This is a genomic window from Moraxella sp. K1664, from assembly GCF_039693965.1.
In the GTDB taxonomy this organism is placed as follows: Bacteria; Pseudomonadota; Gammaproteobacteria; order Pseudomonadales; family Moraxellaceae; genus Moraxella.
In genome coordinates this window covers 1,726,027-1,744,913 of sequence record NZ_CP155576.1, presented here as the reverse complement: position 1 = coordinate 1,744,913, position 18,887 = coordinate 1,726,027, and the positions used below count along the sequence as shown (strand labels likewise).

The window sequence follows — 18,887 nt, the reverse complement described above, 5'->3', positions numbered from 1 at the left end:
AACTTTTTAAACCAAATTCATCATGCGAAAAATCATCCACCTAGACATGGACGCTTTTTTTGCCAGCGTTGAGCAAAGAGATAATCCTGCCTATCGTGGCAAGCCCCTTGTGGTGGGTGGTGACCCCAATGGACGTGGTGTGGTCGCGGCGGCAAGTTATGAGATTCGCTCCTTTGGCGTGCATTCGGCAATGAGCTGTTATGAAGCCAAAAAACGCTGTCCCCACGCCATTTTTGTCCGTCTCCGCTTTGATGTCTATCGTGATATCAGCACTCAGATTCGAGACATCATGGGGCGACTGAGCGACCTTGTCGAGCCATTATCACTCGATGAAGCCTATCTAGATGTCACGGGTCAGCCCCATTGTGGTGGGTCAGCCACACTCATGGCAAACTGGCTCCGTCAGGCGATTTTTGATGAAACAGGACTGACGGCATCAGCAGGGGTGTCTTTTAACAAAATGCTTGCCAAAATCGCAAGCGACATCAACAAGCCCAATGGCATTGCCGTCATCACGCCTGACATGGCGGATGAGTTTTTGTCAGAGTTGCCCATTGAGCGTTTTTTTGGTATCGGCAAGGCAAGTGCCAAACGCCTGCATGAGATGGGAGTCAGTACAGGGGGAGAGCTTCGTAAACTCCCCCTTGATGAGCTGGTTCAACTGTTTGGCAACAAGCGGGGGCAGTTTTATCATGACATCGCCCACGGCAAGGACGAGCGGGCGGTCAAACCCGAACGTGTGCGTAAATCAATCGGCACAGAGATTACTTTTTTGCACAATTCTAATGATGATGATTTTATTCTAGCTCAGATTTTTGGGGGAAATGAGAGTGCCTTTGCCGACCTTATCAAACGAGAATTGACCGCCCATACCGTCACCTTAAAAATCAAATACAGCGATTTTAGCCAAATTACACGCTCGGTCTCTGTCAAATCCCCTTTTAAGCACAGCGACAGTGTCAAACCTTATCTGATCGACTTATTTCATCACATCCCCAGAGAACTCCCCATTCGCTTGGTTGGGGTTACGTTCTCAAACCTAACTCGTCTTGACGACATGGTAGAACAGCTTGATTTGTTTGATGGGTAAATTTATCAAGCCAAAATAAAACCCCCAAACCAAACAGTTCGGGGGTTATCTTCTGAATGATGATTAATTATTCATCATCTTCATCAGTTTTACTCTCACCGTCTTCTGACAAAATGGCAACCAAAATGTCAGCAGTGATGTCATGGTGAAGTTGAATGGTAACTTTGTATTCGCCCACTTGACGTAGAGTGCCTTCTGGCAACTTCACTTCTGCACGGTCAACTGGCAAGCCAGAAGCGGTCAGTGCGTCAGCGATGTCACGAGTACCGATAGAGCCAAATAGCTTGCCTTCATCACCTGCTTTGGCACGCATGATGACATTCACGTCTGATAGAGCATCAGCACGTTTTTGAGCTTCTTGTAGCTCTTGGGCTTCTTGTGCTTCTAGCTCGGCACGGCGTGCTTCAAACTTAGCAATATTTGCTTCGTTGGCAGGTAGTGCTTTGCCTTGTGGGATTAGGAAGTTACGACCGTAACCTGCTTTTACATCAACAGTCTCGCCAAGTTTACCAAGATTAACGACACGCTGTAATAGAATAACTTGCATGATGGTCTCCTAATTACTTGTGGTTGTCGGTATATGGCAATAGAGCCAAATAACGAGCTTGTTTGATGGCAACCGCAAGCTGACGTTGATACTTGGTAGAAGTACCAGTGATACGGCTTGGGGTGATTTTGCCATTTTCGCTGATGTATTGTTTTAGAAGTTCTACATCTTTATAATCGATGTGGGTAATGCCTTCTGCGGTGAAACGGCAGAATTTACGACGACGATAGAAACGTGCCATGAGTTATCTCCTTAATTATTCGCTTGCGGTGTTTTCACTCTCAGTTTCCTGAGTGCGAACATCGTTACGGCGGTTGGCTTTGCGAGTGCGTTTGTCTTCGGCTTCTTTTGCCAAAGGAGATTGCTCAGTGATGGCTTCATCACGGCGGATGATTAGGCTACGAATGATGGCGTCATTGTATTTGAACAGCTCTTCTAGCTGTGCCAACGTCTCATCGTTACACTCGATGTTCAATAGAACATAGTGTGCTTTGTGGATTTTGTTGATTGGGTAGGCTAATTGGCGACGACCCCAATCTTCTAGACGATGGTTATTACCGCCATTGTCTTCGACGATAGAACGGTATTTGGTTACCATGTCGGCAACTTGGTTGCTTTGGTCTGGGTGTACCAGCAGCACCACTTCATAATGTCTCATAAGGACTCCCTACGGATTAAAACAGCCATTATCATAGATAACAGCAAGGAGATTGAAAATTGATTGATACAAACCAATCATTTAACAAAGTGCGTTATTATACACGAAATTTTTTATAAAGAAAAGAGAAATTTAAGATTTTTGGGCGTTTTTCTCAGCTTCTTCGAGCAGGCGTTTTTCTTCTTTGATGCGAGCTTTTTCTTTGGCTTTGGCGATGTTCACTTCAATCACACCACGCAAAATCTGCCAAATCGCCCCCACAAGTAGCAAAACAATAAACACCACCAAAATCGGTAAAAAGGCACTTTTGGCTCCTGCTGTGTCGCCCATCAAAATGCTGTGAGCCACATTTGCCACCGCAGGGGCAATCTGCCCTGTGCCCGTCAATGTATCCCCAGGGGTCAAAAGCACCGCCACCGCCAATGCCCACAACATACCGCCAATGGGGCGTGGAATAACACGCACGACAAAGATAAGCAAAAGTAGTACCAAAATGGAAGCACCCACATACGCCAAAAACGGCAAATCATTATCCGGCACGTCTTTGACCAGATTTGACCACCAAAGTACCAGCTCGGCAATGTACTCACTAATGACATCTAAGGGCAGACTTTTGATGAGTTCTTTTAACCAATCCATAATGCATTAATCACAAAAATAATCGCCCTATTTTAGCATATTTTTTAAAAACTTGATAATTTTAATCGTACTTCTTATCCTGCAAGGCTTTGGCACGGGCTAGGGCTTGCTGTGCCAATACGTCTGCTGGCGGAGCTTGCACATAATAGCCCTGCTCGGCAAGGCGGACTTTGACCGTCTCAATGTCCGCTTGGGCAAGTTTGGTGCGTTCTGACAAATCTAGGTGCATGACAAATTGACCAAGTCCCAATTTGGCTCGTATGTCAGACGGTAGCACGCCTAGCCAATCACAGAGTTCATCGGTGTCGTCAGGATAATTTGGGCGAGCGATATAGACATACCAGTCGGGGCTTTTGGGGAATTTATAAACATCGCAGTGCATTTTTATACCTTAATCTCAATTAAAAAACTCAACTTTACAAATTATACCTTATTTTCAACTTTATATAAGTGATTAATTTATCAAGGGCGAATATGATTCGCCCCTACCAAAAAAAAGAACAACCATTTAATAATCAATAAGTTATGATATTTTAGGCTCGGATTAACGTAAATTATTTTATAAAATTTGCAAATTTTACTTGTAAATTGTAGCATTTTTTTTCATAATAGGGGTGTTTTTCAGGAGAGCATTGCAAAAAAGCAATCACCGAAGGCGTAATGTTGTAAATCCCAAGCCATTTTTTGGGATTTGAAACCCCCTATAATCGCTCAGGTAACAAGGACTGAAAGACTTAATTTGTGGTAGCACCACAAATTAACCACTCTGGAGAGCGTGCTTGCACCACCGAAGGGAAGAAGCAGGTGATTTGGTTTTTGGGTTTGGCGACTTACAAATCACTTAGCGAAAATCTCAGGTAACAGGACAGATGGGGTGTTTTTTTGGCAGTTTTGCCAATAGGATTTTTGTTGTTTAACAATATTTTGTTTTTTAACAATAACTAAGGACACCCCATGACCACACACGCCCCACAACGCACCCCCCTATTTGACGCTCACACCGCCCATAATGGCAAACTTGTCGATTTTGGTGGTTGGGAATTGCCTGTCAATTATGGCTCACAAATTGACGAACACAACGCCGTGCGGACAGACGCAGGGATGTTTGATGTCTCGCATATGCTGGTTACGGACGTAACGGGCGACAACGCCAAAGCCTTTTTACAAAAACTGCTCGCCAACGATGTCGCCAAATTATCCTTTGTCGGCAAGGCTTTATATTCTGGAATGCTCAACGACAAAGGCGGTGTCATCGATGACCTAATCGTCTATCGCATGAACGAGTCCGAGACCGCTTATCGTATCGTCTCAAACGGGGCAACCCGTGAAAAAGACTCCGCCCACTTTGCCAAAATTGGTGAAGAATTTGGCGTAACGCTCGCCCCCCGCTATGATGTCGCCATGCTTGCCGTACAAGGGCGAAACGCCATTGCCAAGCTCCTTACCGTCAAGCCTGAATGGGCGGAAAAAGTAAACGCCCTAAAACCCTTTGTCGGTGTGGACTTAGGCGGTGATTGGTTTGTCGCTCGCACAGGCTACACAGGTGAAGACGGTGTGGAAGTGGTCATGCCAGCAGGGGAAGCGGTTGGATTTTTTGATGAGCTTGTCAAGGCAGGTGTTGCCCCATGCGGACTTGGGGCAAGAGATACTCTAAGAATGGAAGCGGGCATGAACCTATACGGCAACGACATGGACGATGATGTCAGCCCCCTTGAAGCAGGTATGGCGTGGACGGTGGATTTAAAAGATGAAAACCGTGATTTTGTCGGCAAATCCGCCCTTGTCGCCCTAAAAAATGACGGTGTCAAAGTCCGCCAAGTCGGTCTACTACTTGCCAAAGGCGGTGTACTGCGTGCGGGTATGGAAGTCGTTACCGAAAACGGCAACGGCATTACCACCAGTGGCGTATTCTCCCCAAGTCTCAACCAATCTATCGCAATCGCTCGTGTGCCTGCCGACTTTAAGGGTGAGAGTGCCAAAGTCATCATGCGTGGCAAGGAAGTGGACGTGCGTGTATTAAAATTGCCGTTTGTGAGAAATGGCGAAAAGCAGTTTGAGTAACAAAAGGGTGTAGATACACCCTTATCAAGTGAGAGAGAAAATGCGTTATTTATCATTTATCATCGTATGTGTATTTGCCCTAAGTGGCTGTGATGCCAAAGACCAATGTTTGGATAATGGCGGTTCTTATAACGAAACCACCAAACAATGCGAAAAGTAATTTTAACCCACTCACTAGGAGAAACCCATGAGTAATATCCCAAGCGATTTAAAATACGTTGCCAGCCACGAATGGCTAAAACTAGAAGATGACGGTATCATCACCGTTGGTATCACAGACCACGCCCAAGATTTGCTTGGCGATGTGGTATTTGTGGAATTGCCAGAAGTCGGTCGCACCGTTTCTGCCGATGAAGAAATTGCCGTTGTAGAGTCTGTTAAAGCAGCGAGCGATGTCTACGCCCCAATCGCAGGCGAAATCGTTGAGATTAACGATGAGCTAGTAGACAGCCCAGAGCTTGCCAACGAAGACCCTTATGGTAAAGCGTGGTTCTTTAAAATCAAGCCTGCTAATCCTAGCGATTATGACAGCCTACTAAGTGCCGAAGAATACGAAGGTTCTTTGTAATTTAGTAAGGGCAAAATGGCAACGTTTTGCCCTTTGTAATAATTTCATTTAATTGTAGGGTGTGTATAACGCACCGATTAAACATTTATATTTAACTATATGCTCCTTTTTATCGCCCTAATTGTCATATGTTTTATTTTATCAAGAATTGAAAATACAACATTTTTGGACATGGCTAAAATTTTATTAAATTACTTCTTTTATGCCTTAACAATTAGGCTTTTTGATTTTAAAGGGAGAACCGCTAGACGTGGTTGGTTTGTCTACGCCTCTTTATTGGGTGCTATCGTAATTGGTCGTTTAATTTCATCTTTAAAAACCGATTCGGTATTAATTTTTTCTTTTAACATTTTTATTGTTATAGTTTGCTTAATCGCTTATTTTTCAGTTACCGTACGCCGATTACATGATGCAAATTTTAGTAGTTGGTTATTATTAGGTTGTATATTCTTTCCACCCTTGCTTTTTTTAACGTATTTTTCAGGTACGAAAGGCGATAACAAATATGGTCAAGACCCAAGAGAAAATGAATTTGGTTATTTATTATAAAAAACAGGTGTGTATAACGCATCCTGCTTCTGACTTAATTTAATAAAAAATGTCATTGAAAAAGTGCTATTTTTTATTAAATTCCCAACCTTGATTATAAGGATTTTATCATGACCTTAAACACCTTTAATGATTTGTTTAACCAAAACGCCTTTGTGGAGCGTCATTTGGGCAACAAACAAGACGATGAAACCAAACTTCTAAAAACCGTTGGTTTTGACAATCTTGATGCCTTTATTGATGCGGTCGTTCCCCAGTCGGTACGCATAAACCGTCCGCTTGATTTGCCAAGTGCCACAACCGAGCATGAAGCCCTTGCCAAACTGCGTGGTATGGCGGACAAAATCACGGTTGCCAAAAGCTATATCGGGCAAGGCTACTCGCCCACTCGCCTGCCTGCCGTGATACAGCGTAATGTGCTAGAAAACCCCGGTTGGTACACCGCCTACACCCCTTATCAAGCCGAGATTGCCCAAGGTCGCCTAGAAGCCCTGCTAAATTTCCAACAAGTGTGCATTGACCTAACAGGCATGGAGCTTGCTGGGGCAAGTCTGCTTGATGAAGCAACCGCTGCCGCCGAAGCCATGGCAATGGCAAAACGTGTGAGCAAATCAAAATCCAATGCCTTTTTTGTGGACAAGCGTACCTATCCGCAGACCCTTGATGTGATTCGCACTCGTGCCAAATATTTTGGTTTTGATGTGGTGGTGGGCGATTTTGACGTTGCCAAAAATGGTGAGTTTTTTGGGGCGTTTTTCCAATATGTCGGCAGGGACGGCGATGTGGTGGACTTGACCGACATTATCGCAAACGTCAAAGAAAAAGGGGCGTACGCCATTGTTGCAAGCGACATCATGAGCCTTGTACTACTTAAATCCCCTGCCGACATGGGGGCGGACATTGCCCTAGGTAGCACTCAGCGTTTTGGCGTGCCAATGGGCTTTGGGGGGCCGCACGCTGCCTATTTTGCCTTTAAAGACAAAGACAAACGCTCTGCCCCCGGTCGTATCATCGGCGTATCAAAAGACGCACAAGGCAACACCGCTCTACGCATGGCACTGCAAACCCGTGAGCAACATATCCGCCGTGAAAAAGCCAATTCAAACATCTGCACAAGCCAAGTGTTGCTTGCCAACCTAGCAGGTATGTATGCCGTGTATCACGGGGCAAGCGGTCTAAAACGCATTGCCACACGCATTCACGCCCTAGCGGTCGCCTTTGCTAAGGCGGTGAAATCAGCAGGATTAAAAGTACGTCATGACGTGTTTTTTGATACCGTGCTTGTGGATTTTGACAATCAAGAACAAGCCGATAAAGTGTACGCCCTTGCCAGTGAAAAAGGCTACAACCTATGGAAGCACGACAATCACGGCATTTCTGTGTCATTTCATGAATTGACCGAACGAGATGAATTTGATGAATTGTGCAAAATTTTTGGGGCGACAGGCGAGCTTGATAAAGCAGAAGTGATTTTGGGCGAGCTACTTCGCACAGATGAGATTCTCACGCACCCAACTTTTAACAGCTATCACACCGAACACGAAATGCTCCGCTATCTAAAATCCTTAGAAGATAAGGATTTGGCGATGAACCGCTCGATGATTTCACTCGGTTCTTGTACAATGAAACTCAACGCCACAAGCGAGATGTTGCCGATTACTTGGAATGAGTTTGCCAATGTTCACCCATTTGCCCCAAAAGAGCAAGTGGCAGGCTATCATGAGATGATTGAGAGCCTGCAAGCCCAACTGCGAGCAATCACAGGCTTTGACGAGATTAGTATGCAAGCCAACTCTGGTGCGTCTGGCGAGTATGCAGGTCTGCTACTCATTCGCCGTTATCATGAAAGCCGTGGCGAGAGCGGACGTGATGTCTGCCTAATCCCACGCTCGGCACACGGCACCAACCCTGCAACCGCCCAAATGCTTGGCATGAAAGTCGTGGTGGTGGCAACCGATGACAAGGGCAACGTGGACGTGGCGGATTTACAAGCCAAATGTGAAGAGTACAGCGAGCGTTTGGGTGCCTTGATGATTACCTATCCGTCCACGCATGGCGTGTATGAAGAAGGCATTCGTGATATTTGCGAGCTTATCCACAAGCATGGTGGACAGGTGTACATGGACGGGGCAAACATGAACGCCCAAGTGGCTATCATGCAACCTGCGGACGTGGGGGCGGACGTGCTACACATGAACCTGCACAAAACCTTCTGTATCCCACACGGTGGCGGTGGCCCTGGTATGGGTCCAATCGGTCTAAAATCGCACCTTGCCCCATTCATGCCAAGCCACAGCGTAACAGGCGTGATGAATGCCCCTGACGGTCAAGGCTCGGTGTCATCGTCTGCTTATGGTTCGGCAAGCATTTTGCCAATCTCGTGGATGTATATCACGATGATGGGGGCGGACGGTCTCTTATCAGCGACTAAGCGTGCTTTATTGAACGCCAACTATGTCGCCAAATCGCTAGAAAATGACTATCCGATTTTGTACACCGGCAAAAATGGCTTTGTTGCTCACGAATGTATCGTGGACATTCGCCCATTAAAAGAAGAGACAGGCATTAGCGAGACCGACATTGCCAAACGCTTGATGGACTATGGCTTTCACGCTCCGACCATGTCGTTCCCTGTGGCAGGTACGCTCATGATTGAGCCAACCGAGTCCGAAAGTATTGACGAGCTTGACCGCTTTATCTCAGCATTAAAACAAATTAAGCAAGAAGCCCTAAAAGTCAAGGCAGGAGCGGACGGCTGGACAGCAGACGATAACCCGCTCGTCAATGCCCCGCACACCGCCTTTGTCGTAACGGGCGACTGGACGCACCCATACAGTCGCGAAGAAGCGGTATTCCCCCTACCTTATATCAAGGCTCACAAATTCTGGCCGAGCGTGGGGCGTGTGGACGATGTGTATGGGGATAAGAATTTGATTTGTTCTTGTCCGAGTATTGATAATTATGAAGATTGATTGAAAAATTGATTATTAATTATCAAATCAAAAATACCGCTCTAATGGGCGGTATTTTGGTGTTTTTATGGTGTTGGCTTACCATACGTCTGGCAAATTTGATGTTTACCGATATCTGCCATAGGCTTTTGCAATTATTTTTGACGATGGTTATTCATGCCACCACTAAGCGAATTTATACCCAATAAACTTTAAAATTACTACAAACACAATGATGTTTGGATGTAGGGGCGTGCTGTGCACGCCCTGCACGGTAATGTCATCAAAGGGTGTGCTCAGCACACCTCTACAAACCCGTGGTAAATATCAAGTTGGTTGAGTGCACCAAAAAACCACACACAACAAAGGATAAGTAAAAGAGCCTTTAATTTTGTAAACATATGTTTCTAACATCTGTAAGTAATTGTCACATAACTACTTTTTTGCAACAATATGACAAGTTTATGACCGAGATTTTTTGCTATTATACGCCTGCCAACCAACTGGCACTTTTTTGAAGGAAAATCTATGAAAGCACTCAAATTCATCGCCCTACCCCTACTTGCCTTTGTTAGTTTGTCCGCTCATGCTGATGACTTTGCCTGCCAAGGAAAAATTGGCAAGCAACACATTGACGGTGATGTCGTGGTTCAACAAGGCAAAACTTGCACCCTAAACAGCACTCATGTGGACGGTAATGTCAAGGTCTATCGTGGTGGCTCACTCATCATCAATTCAGCAAATATTGAAGGCGATGTTCAAGCCGAAAACGCAAACAGCGTGCGTGTGTCAGGTGGCTTTGTGGACGGCAATATCCAAGTGAAAAACTCAGGTAATACCAGCATACAAAACGTGCGTGTTGATGGTGACATTCAGCTATTTGACAACCGTGGCACAAGCCAAGTCAAAGGCAACACCGTGGATGGCAACCTACAATGCAAAAGCAATCGCCATGCTGTAACAGGCGGTAGTAATAGCGTAAACGGCAACAAAGAAGACCAATGCCGTGGATTGTGATTGCTCAATTTATAATTGAAATAAAAATAAAAACACAATGGCGAGAGCTGTTGTGTTTTTATTTATAAATTAATGGGCATGTTGGACGTTATTAGAGCATCTTAAATATTGATGGCATTATTATAAAGTATGATAAGGATTTAGGGTGTGCCTGACATTGGTAATATTTTATGAAATTTAATGGGAATTTTACAATTCAATTCATATTTTGCAGCAAAAGCATGCGACTTCTCTGCTTGTTAAAATAGGCGTTTTCATTACAAACACCAAAGACGGATACACCTTACAGATTTCTTATAAAATATTGACAATATTTTTCAATTGTATTGATTTATCATAAACTTTTTGCTATTATGCGGACGTTTGTACATCTTAGGAGATTATTATGGCTATGAGTTTGTTAATCTTACTGGCAATTGTAGCGATAGCAGTTCTTTGGTTTTGGGTAAAATCGCTTATCGTTATGAAAGATAATACGCTATTTTTGGCGTTGGGTATCTTTTTCTCGCCCATTCCACAAATCATCTATTTCTTTACCAAGCGTGATGAGATGGACGATAGCGGCATTAGCACCATGAAAAAATTCTTCATGGCAATGGGTGTTTATATCATTTTGGGTATTGCATTCGCAGGTATTTCAGCTTCGCAAGCACCTGCTGTTGCTTATTAAGGTGCTGGTCATCAGATGTCATAAATCTGATTGTTATCAATCCACTCTTTTGAGTGGATTTTTTAAACCCCAAAACAGGAAATCTTATGAAAACCAATACACTACTTGGCATTATCATTGTGCTTTTGGCGGTATTGATTGGCTTGGTGTTTTATATGATGAGCGGGCAAGCAGAAAAGCGAGCCATTAACCACATTGAACAAGAGCTGAGCATTAAAAACGATGAAAAAATGGCGGAATTCAAACAAATCGCCTTTGACCACGAAAGCATACAATTGGCTCAATCCGCCATAAGCCATTTGAAAATGGAAATGCAAGTCTACCTAATAGACAGGGGACAACTGCCAACATCACTTGCCGAGCTTAATTTGCCGTCCAACTGGACACCCAGCAGTAAAATCAAGTCGGTTGATTTGGACAGCAATTCGGTCATTACCATCACCATTGACAACGCCCAAAGTAAAGGTGTGCTGATTTTTACACCCACCATTCATCAAGACAGCTACATTGATTGGCAATGCACCACGCCCGATATTGCAGACATTGGGCGACATTTACCAACGTGTGTTTATACAGGCACGCCCTAAACTTGCCACATGAAAAATCCGCCTATCTTTATCATGATTTGGCATAGTTAAATTTTGGCAAAATTCTATAAGATATGGCTACTTTTATCCAATGTAGCCAACAGGAACTTAGCCATGACCGACCTATCCACCCTATCCGCCCAAAACGAGCAAGCGTTTAGCACGGACGACATTTATACCGACCTTGTGCCACCGCACGGCAGTCCCACCCTGATACCGCTTGCATTGACAGGCGACACTTTAACAACCGCTTACGCCCACGCCCAAACCCTACCCCAGATTCGCCTATCCAGCCGTGAGCGTGGCGACCTTATCATGCTTGGCATTGGCGGATTTACGCCCCTTGATGGCTTTATGGGGCAAGCCGATTATGAAGGCGTGATAGCTAGCATGACGCTCGCCCAAGGCGGTGTGGACGGCACTTATCAGGGCGTGTTTTTCCCCATTCCCATTACCCTATCCACCGACACCGCCACCGCAAACACCCTAAGCGTGGGCGACAGCGTGGCTCTCGTGGACGACACAGACGCACTCATGGGCGTGCTGACCATTAGCGACATTTACACCCCCAACAAAACCGCCGAATGCCAAGCTACCTTTGGCACGACCGACCCCAACCATGTGGGCGTGGCACAGGTGCTAGGCAGTGGCGATGTGTATTTGGGCGGAAAAGTACAAGTGTTTAGTCAAGGCGAATTTCCCACTGACTACCCCGAGATTTACAAAACCCCTGCCCAGACTCGGGCAATGTTTAGACAAAAAGGTTGGAAAACCGTCTCTGCCTTTCAAACCCGTAACCCCATGCACCGCTCGCACGAGTATCTTGCCAAAATCGCCATAGAAATCTGCGACGGTGTACTGGTGCATTCACTCTTGGGCAAGCTAAAAGCAGGGGACATTCCTGCCAATGTCCGCCAAGAAGCCATTGGCGTGCTGATTGACAATTATTTCAAAAAAGACACTGTCATTCAGGCAGGCTACCCCCTAGATATGCGATATGCCGGCCCAAAAGAAGCCCTACTTCATGCCCTATTCCGCCAAAATTATGGGTGCAGTCATCTCATCGTGGGGCGAGACCATGCAGGCGTGGGCGATTATTATGGGGCATTTGATGCTCAAAAGATTTTTGACACCATTGACAAGGACGCACTTATTACCAAGCCTTTAAAGATTGACTGGACGTTTTATTGTCATGGCTGTGGCGGTATGGCAAGCACCAAAACCTGTCCGCACGACTCGTCCCACCACGTCAAAATCTCAGGCACAGCATTAAGAACCGCTTTGTCAAATGGCGATGACGTGCCCGAAACATTTAGCCGACCTGAGGTACTGGCGGTGTTAAAACGGTATTATCAAGGGGTGTGATTTTTTGTTTTTAAACCGTAGGGGCAATTTGTTTGCCCCTTTTTTATTATAATTAACATTGGCAATTTTCCAAAAAATTTAAACCAATAGACTTCCTGCAAAACCCCAAATTAAAGAAAACTGCTCAAAGTGAGCTAGCCTGCCCATAACGGTTTTCCGCCACCCGCAGGCATGGCTCAGATACCATGATACCCCACCTAAGTCAATGGTTTTTTAAGTATCTGGTATCTAGTATCTTACAAACTAACTTAAAGATACTTGTTGCTCAAAGGATGTTTGGGTTTTGATAACACCAAAACAGATATGTACCAATTTACGCATACAAGCACATAAGGCTTGCATTTTGGTTTTACCGTTTTGTTGTAATCGTTCATAAAATGCCTTAATGGTGCTATTATAACGAATGGCACTCATTGCAGACATATACAGCTTAGCACGCAAAGAGACTTGCCCTTGTTTGGACAGTTTGGTTGCTCCCTTAAAGACACCTGACTGTCTTTGTTTGGGTATTAAGCCTAAAAACGAAGCCATCTGTGAGGCTTTTTTAAATTGTTTGGTATGTATTAAGCATACCACTTCTTTGGCAATAACAGAACCAATGCCGTCAATGGTTTCAAGTAAGGTTTTGTCTTGCTTTAAACTTGGTTGTTTGTCAACAAAGTCATCAATGTCTTTGGTGAGTTTGGCAATTTCCTCTTGAAGGACATTGATGACTGTTTGCATGGATGCTTTAACCAAATCGGGCAGATTGGGTGATAAGAGCAACTCTTGTCGGTTTTGCTCTCGTTGCAAATCTTCTTTGAGTGCTTCTAAGCGAGCCAATAGAGCTTTTAGCTGTTTGGCTTCAATGCTAGGTGCTATCCAAATCTCAGGCTTGTGGCTATAACCATACCTTGATAAAATAATGCTGTCTTTTTTATCAGTTTTATGGATTACCCCCAAACTGTCTGCAAATTTGCGGACATAGTTAGGATTGACAATGCTTTGCTTGATATTATTATCATCAAGAAACTCACTTAGGTGTTCATGATAAACCCCTGTTGCTTCTAGGATGATGTGTAGCTCATCAAGATGATTGCTGACATTGGTTTTTAACCAAGCAAGCAGTAAATCAAAGCCTGCTTTGTTGTTGTTAAAAACCTTGGTTTTTACTTTATTTGTGCTTGGGTTTATAAATGCAACATCAAACTTTGCTTTGCTGATGTCTATGCCAATATAGTGTATCATCTGTCTCTTGCCTTGTTTATGCAGTGTCTGTTTTAATAAACGCACTTAGATACCATTCAGAGTTAAGATGACAAGCAAAGGACACCATCTGAGCACCAGTGTTAAGACACTAAGGGCGAACCCGTGTTCTCTTTGCTTGTATAACCCAACAACATTCTAGCAGATAATCTAGGTTTGGTGTTGGGTTGATACAAGGGCGAACGGAAAACTAGTTTTGCAGGAAGTTTAATTTCCCCCACCATAAATTCCCAAACCGAATAACGATTTCCCATTTTTACCCTAATCATTTTAAGCATTGTCATTTACAATAACTCATCTTTTTAACTTGGACTAACATTGGACTATCTTATGAAAACTGCCCTATTACCCCTAAGTATTGCCCTATCCGCCCTTGTCTTAACTGCTTGTGGGGGCGACAACCAAACTGCCGACAACAAAGCCACAACAGGCAACGCAAGCGGTCAAGTGGAGCTGTTAAACGTGTCCTATGACGTGGCACGGGATTTTTATAAGGATTATAATCCCATTTTTATCAAGCATTATCAAGGCGTTAATCCTGACATCAAAGTCAATATCAAGCAATCACACGGCGGGTCAAGCAAACAAGCCCTATCGGTCAAAAACGGACTAGAAGCGGATGTGGTTACGATGAATCAAGGCTCGGACGTGGAACTGCTTGCTGAGGGTCAGCTTGTGGACGGCAAATGGCGACAAAATCTGCCTAACAACGCCATTCCCTTTACCAGTACGATTGTCTTTATCGTGCGAGACGGCAACCCTAAGGGCATTCAGGACTGGGCAGATTTGGCGACAGACGGCAAAGAGATTATCATCGCCAACCCAAAAACATCAGGCAATGGTCGCTATGCGTTCTTAGGGGCGTACGGCTATGGGCTACACACCTTTAATAAAGACGAAGCCAAAACGCATGAGTTTGTCAAGGGGTTGCTTGGCAACGTTAAAGTTTTTGAAAATGGCGGACGGGCGGCAACCACGACATTTGCCCAACGTCAGATAGGAGACGTGCTAATCACCTTTGAAAATGAAGCCAACGTCATCAAAGAAAAATTTGGCAATATCCAAATCATCTACCCAAGCTATACCGTGAGTGCCGAAAACCCTGTGGCAGTCGTGGACGCAGTTACCGCCAAAAAAGGCACGACAGACGTGGCAAAAGCCTACCTAGAACACTTATACAGCGATGAAGGGCAAGAGCTTGCGGTCAAGTATTTCTTACGCCCAAGTAACCCCGACATTCTTGCCAAGCACGCCGACAAATTCCCCCAAATGCAGACCTTTTTCCCCAATGACGTATTTGGCGACTGGCAGTCTATCATGACGACTTATTTTAAAGAAGGTGGCGTGTATGACACATTGGCGGTGGGGGCGACAGGGCGAGTGTCGCAATAAGCCAAAAGCATATTAATGATTTTAAGCCCGTTTTGCGGGCTTTTTTGCGTTTAAAATGGCAAAATATTAAGCGTGTCTTTTAAGTGGCTAACTATTGCCTATCACACCAATTTCGGCTAACATATCCCAAACTTTTAAGACAACCCTAAGGCAAACCCATGAAAACCAAATTGATTATTTTTGCCCTAATTGCCACGCTAACAGGCTGTGTAAACCAAGCCCAAGCTCAAAACCAAAGTTGCCAAGAGCTGTATGACACAAGCCCCCAATCCGCCATTGTTATTTGTCAAAATGAGCTTGCACAAAATTCTAATAATGTTAAATTGCAGTTTTATTTGGCTGTGGCTTATGATTTGGAAGAAAATTACACCCAAGCTATTGAATGGTACACCAAATCCGCCAATCAAGGATATGCCGAAGCCCAATATAATCTTGGAGTGATGTATTACAACGGACACGGTATAAAACAAGATTATCAAAAAGCATTTGATTGGTTTGCCAAATCCGCCAGTCAAGGATATGCCGAAGCTCAAAATAATCTTGGAGTGATGTATTACAACGGACACGGTATAAAACAAGATTATCAAAAAGCATTTGAATGGCACTCTAAATCCGCCAGTCAAGGATTTGCCCAAGCTCAAAATAATCTAGGGTTGATGTATGTTTATGGACAGAGCGTTAAACAAGATTATACCAAAGCATTTGAATGGTTTACCAAATCCGCCGGTCAAGGATTTGCCAATGCTCAATTTGCTCTTGGGGTAATGTATGAAAAAGGGTATGGGGTAAGACAAGATTACATTAAAGCCTTTGAATGGTACTCTAAATCCGCCAGTCAAGGATTTGCCGAAGCTCAAAATAATCTAGGGTTGATGTATGTTTATGGACAGAGCGTTAAACAAGATTATACCAAAGCATTTGAATGGTTTACCAAATCCGCCGGTCAAGGATTTGCCAATGCTCAATTTGCTCTTGGGGTAATGTATGAAAAAGGGTATGGGGTAAGACAAGATTATCAAAAAGCATTTGAGTGGTACACCAAATCTGCCAATCAAGGGTATGGTATAGCTCAATTTGCTCTTGGGGTAATGTATCATAATGGACAAGGTGTAAAGCAAGACTTAGACACCGCCAAACTATGGTTTGCCAAAACCTGTGAAAATGGTTATGACTTAGCCTGCTAATATCTCTAATCCACATAAGCCCGTCAATGTACGGGCTTTTTTATGCCTGTTTTGTATAAATCCCAAAACCGAAAATTCATATTCCTTTTTGTCAGTATCATAATTTTGCCAATCTTTTAAAATAAGCCTACCATTTATGACATACAAGATACCATGACACACACCACACCGACCACACCGACTGCCCCCGTCCGCAACAAGCAAAGACGTATCATGCCGTTTTTTGGGCTAAGTCTGGGCGTGAGCGTGTTTGCGTTGTCGTTACTGGTTGTTTTGCCGTTTGTCATGATGATTTTGACCACGCTTGGCATGGGGTTTGGCGAAATTGTCAGCACCATAAAAGAGCCACAGGTTTTTTATGCCATTAAATTATCCCTATCTATGGCGATTTTGGCGACCTTGACCAACCTAGTCTTTGGCACGCTCATCGCTTGGGTGCTGGTGCGGTATGACTTTTGGGGCAAGTCATTTATCAACGCCCTTGTGGATTTGCCCTTTGCCCTGCCGACTGCGGTTACAGGCATTTCACTTGCCACGCTCTACGCCCCCACAGGGTTGTTCGGACAAGTGTTCACCAAACTTGGCACGGCTTTGACAGGCGAGCCGATTCGCATTGCCTTTACGCCCATTGGTATTTGGCTGGCTTTGGTTGTGGTGTCGTTTCCTTTTATTGTGCGAGCGGTGCAACCTGTGCTGGCAGAGATGTCGGTAGAGTTTGAAGAAGCGTCTGCCGTCATGGGGGCGAGCCGTTTGACGACTTTTGTCAAGATAATCCTGCCCGAGATTGCCCCTGCCATGCTCATCGGTTCAGGCATGATGTTTGCCCGTGCCACAGGCGAGTATGGTTCGGTGATTTTTATCGCAGGCAACATTCCCATGCAATCAGAAATCCTACCGCTCATCATCGTATCTAAGCTAGAACAATTTGACGTGGCAGGAGCGTCTTGCGTGGCGTTGTTTATGCTCCTTGTGTCGCTTGTGGTGTTATTTTTAATTAACTTTGCCCAATGGAAATTATCATCACGACTTGGGGCAAAAACGAATTAGAAAAGCAAATTAAAAATGAATTTGTTTTTAAAGATAAATTTATTAAACTTCCTGCAAAACCAGGTTTTCCGTTCGCCCTTGTATCAACCCAACACCAAACCTAGATTATCTGCTAGAATGTTGTTGGGTTATACAAGCAAAGAGAACACGGGTTCGCCCTTAGTGTCTTAACACTGGTGCTCAGATGGTGTCCTTTGCTTGTCATCTTAACTCTGAATGGTATCTAAGTGCGTTTATTAAAACAGACACTGCATAAACAAGGCAAGAGACAGATGATACACTATATTGGCATAGACATCAGCAAAGCAAAGTTTGATGTTGCATTTATAAACCCAAGCACAAATAAAGTAAAAACCAAGGTTTTTAACAACAACAAAGCAGGCTTTGATTTACTGCTTGCTTGGTTAAAAACCAATGTCAGCAATCATCTTGATGAGCTACACATCATCCTAGAAGCAACAGGGGTTTATCATGAACACCTAAGTGAGTTTCTTGATGATAATAATATCAAGCAAAGCATTGTCAATCCTAACTATGTCCGCAAATTTGCAGACAGTTTGGGGGTAATCCATAAAACTGATAAAAAAGACAGCATTATTTTATCAAGGTATGGTTATAGCCACAAGCCTGAGATTTGGATAGCACCTAGCATTGAAGCCAAACAGCTAAAAGCTCTATTGGCTCGCTTAGAAGCACTCAAAGAAGATTTGCAACGAGAGCAAAACCGACAAGAGTTGCTCTTATCACCCAATCTGCCCGATTTGGTTAAAGCATCCATGCAAACAGTCATCAATGTCCTTCAAGAGGAAATTGCCAAACTCACCAAAGACATTGATGACTTTGTTGACAAACAACCAAGTTTAAAGCAAGACAAAACCTTACTTGAAACCATTGACGGTATTGGTTCTGTTATTGCCAAAGAAGTGGTATGCTTAATACATACCAAACAATTTAAAAAAGCCTCACAGATGGCTTCGTTTTTAGGCTTAATACCCAAACAAAGACAGTCAGGTGTCTTTAAGGGAGCAACCAAACTGTCCAAACAAGGGCAAGTCTCTTTGCGTGCTAAGCTGTATATGTCTGCAATGAGTGCCATTCGTTATAATAGCACCATTAAGGCATTTTATGAACGATTACAACAAAACGGTAAAACCAAAATGCAAGCCTTATGTGCTTGTATGCGTAAATTGGTACATATCTGTTTTGGTGTTATCAAAACCCAAACATCCTTTGAGCAACAAGTATCTTTAAGTTAGTTTGTAAGATACTAGATACCAGATACTTAAAAAACCATTGACTTAGGTGGGGTATCATGGT

19 protein-coding genes and 2 riboswitches are annotated in these 18,887 nt (G+C 44.0%); of the genes, 13 read left to right on the top strand and 6 right to left on the bottom strand.

Features of this window, described 5'->3' with window-relative positions:
• Nucleotides 1–22 precede the first annotated feature (22 nt).
• Nucleotides 23–1,090: a DNA polymerase IV gene (gene dinB / locus AAHK14_RS08760; protein ID WP_065255995.1), complete on the top strand. Its 1,068-nt coding sequence runs from the start codon at nt 23–25 to the stop codon at nt 1,088–1,090.
• Between the two features lie 67 nt (nt 1,091–1,157).
• Here dinB and rplI read toward each other — a convergent pair whose 3' ends face one another.
• The 5 genes from rplI to AAHK14_RS08735 form a co-directional block, all read right to left on the bottom strand.
• Nucleotides 1,158–1,637: a 50S ribosomal protein L9 gene (gene rplI, locus AAHK14_RS08755; protein WP_065274068.1), complete on the bottom strand. Its 480-nt coding sequence runs from the start codon at nt 1,635–1,637 to the stop codon at nt 1,158–1,160.
• Between the two features lie 13 nt (nt 1,638–1,650).
• Nucleotides 1,651–1,878 carry a 30S ribosomal protein S18 gene (rpsR, locus tag AAHK14_RS08750; RefSeq protein WP_003657491.1) on the bottom strand — a complete coding sequence of 76 codons (228 nt, stop codon included), beginning with the start codon at nt 1,876–1,878 and terminating at the stop codon, nt 1,651–1,653.
• Between the two features lie 15 nt (nt 1,879–1,893).
• Nucleotides 1,894–2,295: a 30S ribosomal protein S6 gene (gene rpsF, locus AAHK14_RS08745; protein ID WP_065255997.1), complete on the bottom strand. Its 402-nt coding sequence runs from the start codon at nt 2,293–2,295 to the stop codon at nt 1,894–1,896.
• 132 nt (nt 2,296–2,427) lie between these two features.
• Nucleotides 2,428–2,934 (bottom strand): hypothetical protein, encoded by a 507-nt coding sequence (locus AAHK14_RS08740; RefSeq protein WP_065255998.1) that lies wholly within the window; start codon nt 2,932–2,934, stop codon nt 2,428–2,430.
• Between the two features lie 61 nt (nt 2,935–2,995).
• Complete coding sequence (locus tag AAHK14_RS08735; RefSeq protein ID WP_065255999.1) at nt 2,996–3,316, bottom strand: YcgL domain-containing protein; 321 nt, start codon at nt 3,314–3,316, stop codon at nt 2,996–2,998.
• A gap of 230 nt (nt 3,317–3,546) precedes the next feature.
• Nucleotides 3,547–3,672, top strand: a riboswitch (glycine riboswitch).
• An 18-nt stretch (nt 3,673–3,690) separates the two neighbouring features.
• A riboswitch (glycine riboswitch) is annotated at nt 3,691–3,813 on the top strand.
• Between the two features lie 75 nt (nt 3,814–3,888).
• Between AAHK14_RS08735 and gcvT the strand changes: the two genes are divergently transcribed.
• The 8 genes from gcvT (at nt 3,889) to sat (ending at nt 12,702) form a co-directional block, all read left to right on the top strand.
• Nucleotides 3,889–4,995, top strand: a complete 1,107-nt coding sequence (gcvT, locus tag AAHK14_RS08730) for a glycine cleavage system aminomethyltransferase GcvT (RefSeq protein WP_065256000.1) — start codon at nt 3,889–3,891, stop codon at nt 4,993–4,995.
• Nucleotides 4,996–5,182: 187 nt separating this feature from the next.
• Nucleotides 5,183–5,563, top strand: a complete 381-nt coding sequence (gene gcvH, locus AAHK14_RS08725; RefSeq protein WP_065256001.1) for a glycine cleavage system protein GcvH — start codon at nt 5,183–5,185, stop codon at nt 5,561–5,563.
• A 171-nt stretch (nt 5,564–5,734) separates the two neighbouring features.
• Nucleotides 5,735–6,112, top strand: coding sequence for a DUF805 domain-containing protein (locus AAHK14_RS08720; RefSeq protein WP_172823671.1), 378 nt, complete (start codon nt 5,735–5,737; stop codon nt 6,110–6,112).
• A 110-nt stretch (nt 6,113–6,222) separates the two neighbouring features.
• On the top strand, nt 6,223–9,084 hold the full coding sequence (gcvP, locus tag AAHK14_RS08715; RefSeq protein ID WP_194092730.1) for an aminomethyl-transferring glycine dehydrogenase: 2,862 nt from the start codon (nt 6,223–6,225) through the stop codon (nt 9,082–9,084).
• A 507-nt stretch (nt 9,085–9,591) separates the two neighbouring features.
• A complete protein-coding gene (locus AAHK14_RS08710; RefSeq protein ID WP_065256004.1) occupies nt 9,592–10,080 on the top strand; it encodes a polymer-forming cytoskeletal protein in 489 nt (162 codons plus the stop codon).
• 391 nt (nt 10,081–10,471) lie between these two features.
• A complete protein-coding gene (locus AAHK14_RS08705; RefSeq protein ID WP_346818196.1) occupies nt 10,472–10,750 on the top strand; it encodes a hypothetical protein in 279 nt (92 codons plus the stop codon).
• Between the two features lie 86 nt (nt 10,751–10,836).
• Complete coding sequence (locus AAHK14_RS08700; protein WP_065256006.1) at nt 10,837–11,337, top strand: pilin; 501 nt, start codon at nt 10,837–10,839, stop codon at nt 11,335–11,337.
• A 114-nt stretch (nt 11,338–11,451) separates the two neighbouring features.
• Nucleotides 11,452–12,702, top strand: a complete 1,251-nt coding sequence (gene sat, locus AAHK14_RS08695) for a sulfate adenylyltransferase (RefSeq protein ID WP_083108438.1) — start codon at nt 11,452–11,454, stop codon at nt 12,700–12,702.
• A gap of 243 nt (nt 12,703–12,945) precedes the next feature.
• Here sat and AAHK14_RS08690 read toward each other — a convergent pair whose 3' ends face one another.
• Nucleotides 12,946–13,974 (bottom strand): IS110 family transposase, encoded by a 1,029-nt coding sequence (locus AAHK14_RS08690; RefSeq protein WP_346818195.1) that lies wholly within the window; start codon nt 13,972–13,974, stop codon nt 12,946–12,948.
• Nucleotides 13,975–14,277: 303 nt separating this feature from the next.
• Here AAHK14_RS08690 and AAHK14_RS08685 point away from each other — a divergent pair, with 303 nt between their 5' ends.
• From AAHK14_RS08685 to AAHK14_RS08670, 4 genes are all read left to right on the top strand, one after another.
• A complete protein-coding gene (locus AAHK14_RS08685; RefSeq protein ID WP_065254889.1) occupies nt 14,278–15,339 on the top strand; it encodes a sulfate ABC transporter substrate-binding protein in 1,062 nt (353 codons plus the stop codon).
• 158 nt (nt 15,340–15,497) lie between these two features.
• Nucleotides 15,498–16,523: a tetratricopeptide repeat protein gene (locus AAHK14_RS08680; RefSeq protein ID WP_065274060.1), complete on the top strand. Its 1,026-nt coding sequence runs from the start codon at nt 15,498–15,500 to the stop codon at nt 16,521–16,523.
• A gap of 153 nt (nt 16,524–16,676) precedes the next feature.
• The gene (gene cysT, locus AAHK14_RS08675) at nt 16,677–17,570 is read left to right on the top strand and encodes a sulfate ABC transporter permease subunit CysT (RefSeq protein ID WP_065254892.1); all 894 of its coding nucleotides are present in this window, start codon (nt 16,677–16,679) and stop codon (nt 17,568–17,570) included.
• 227 nt (nt 17,571–17,797) lie between these two features.
• Nucleotides 17,798–18,826: an IS110 family transposase gene (locus AAHK14_RS08670; protein ID WP_346818195.1), complete on the top strand. Its 1,029-nt coding sequence runs from the start codon at nt 17,798–17,800 to the stop codon at nt 18,824–18,826.
• Nucleotides 18,827–18,887: the final 61 nt, after the last annotated feature.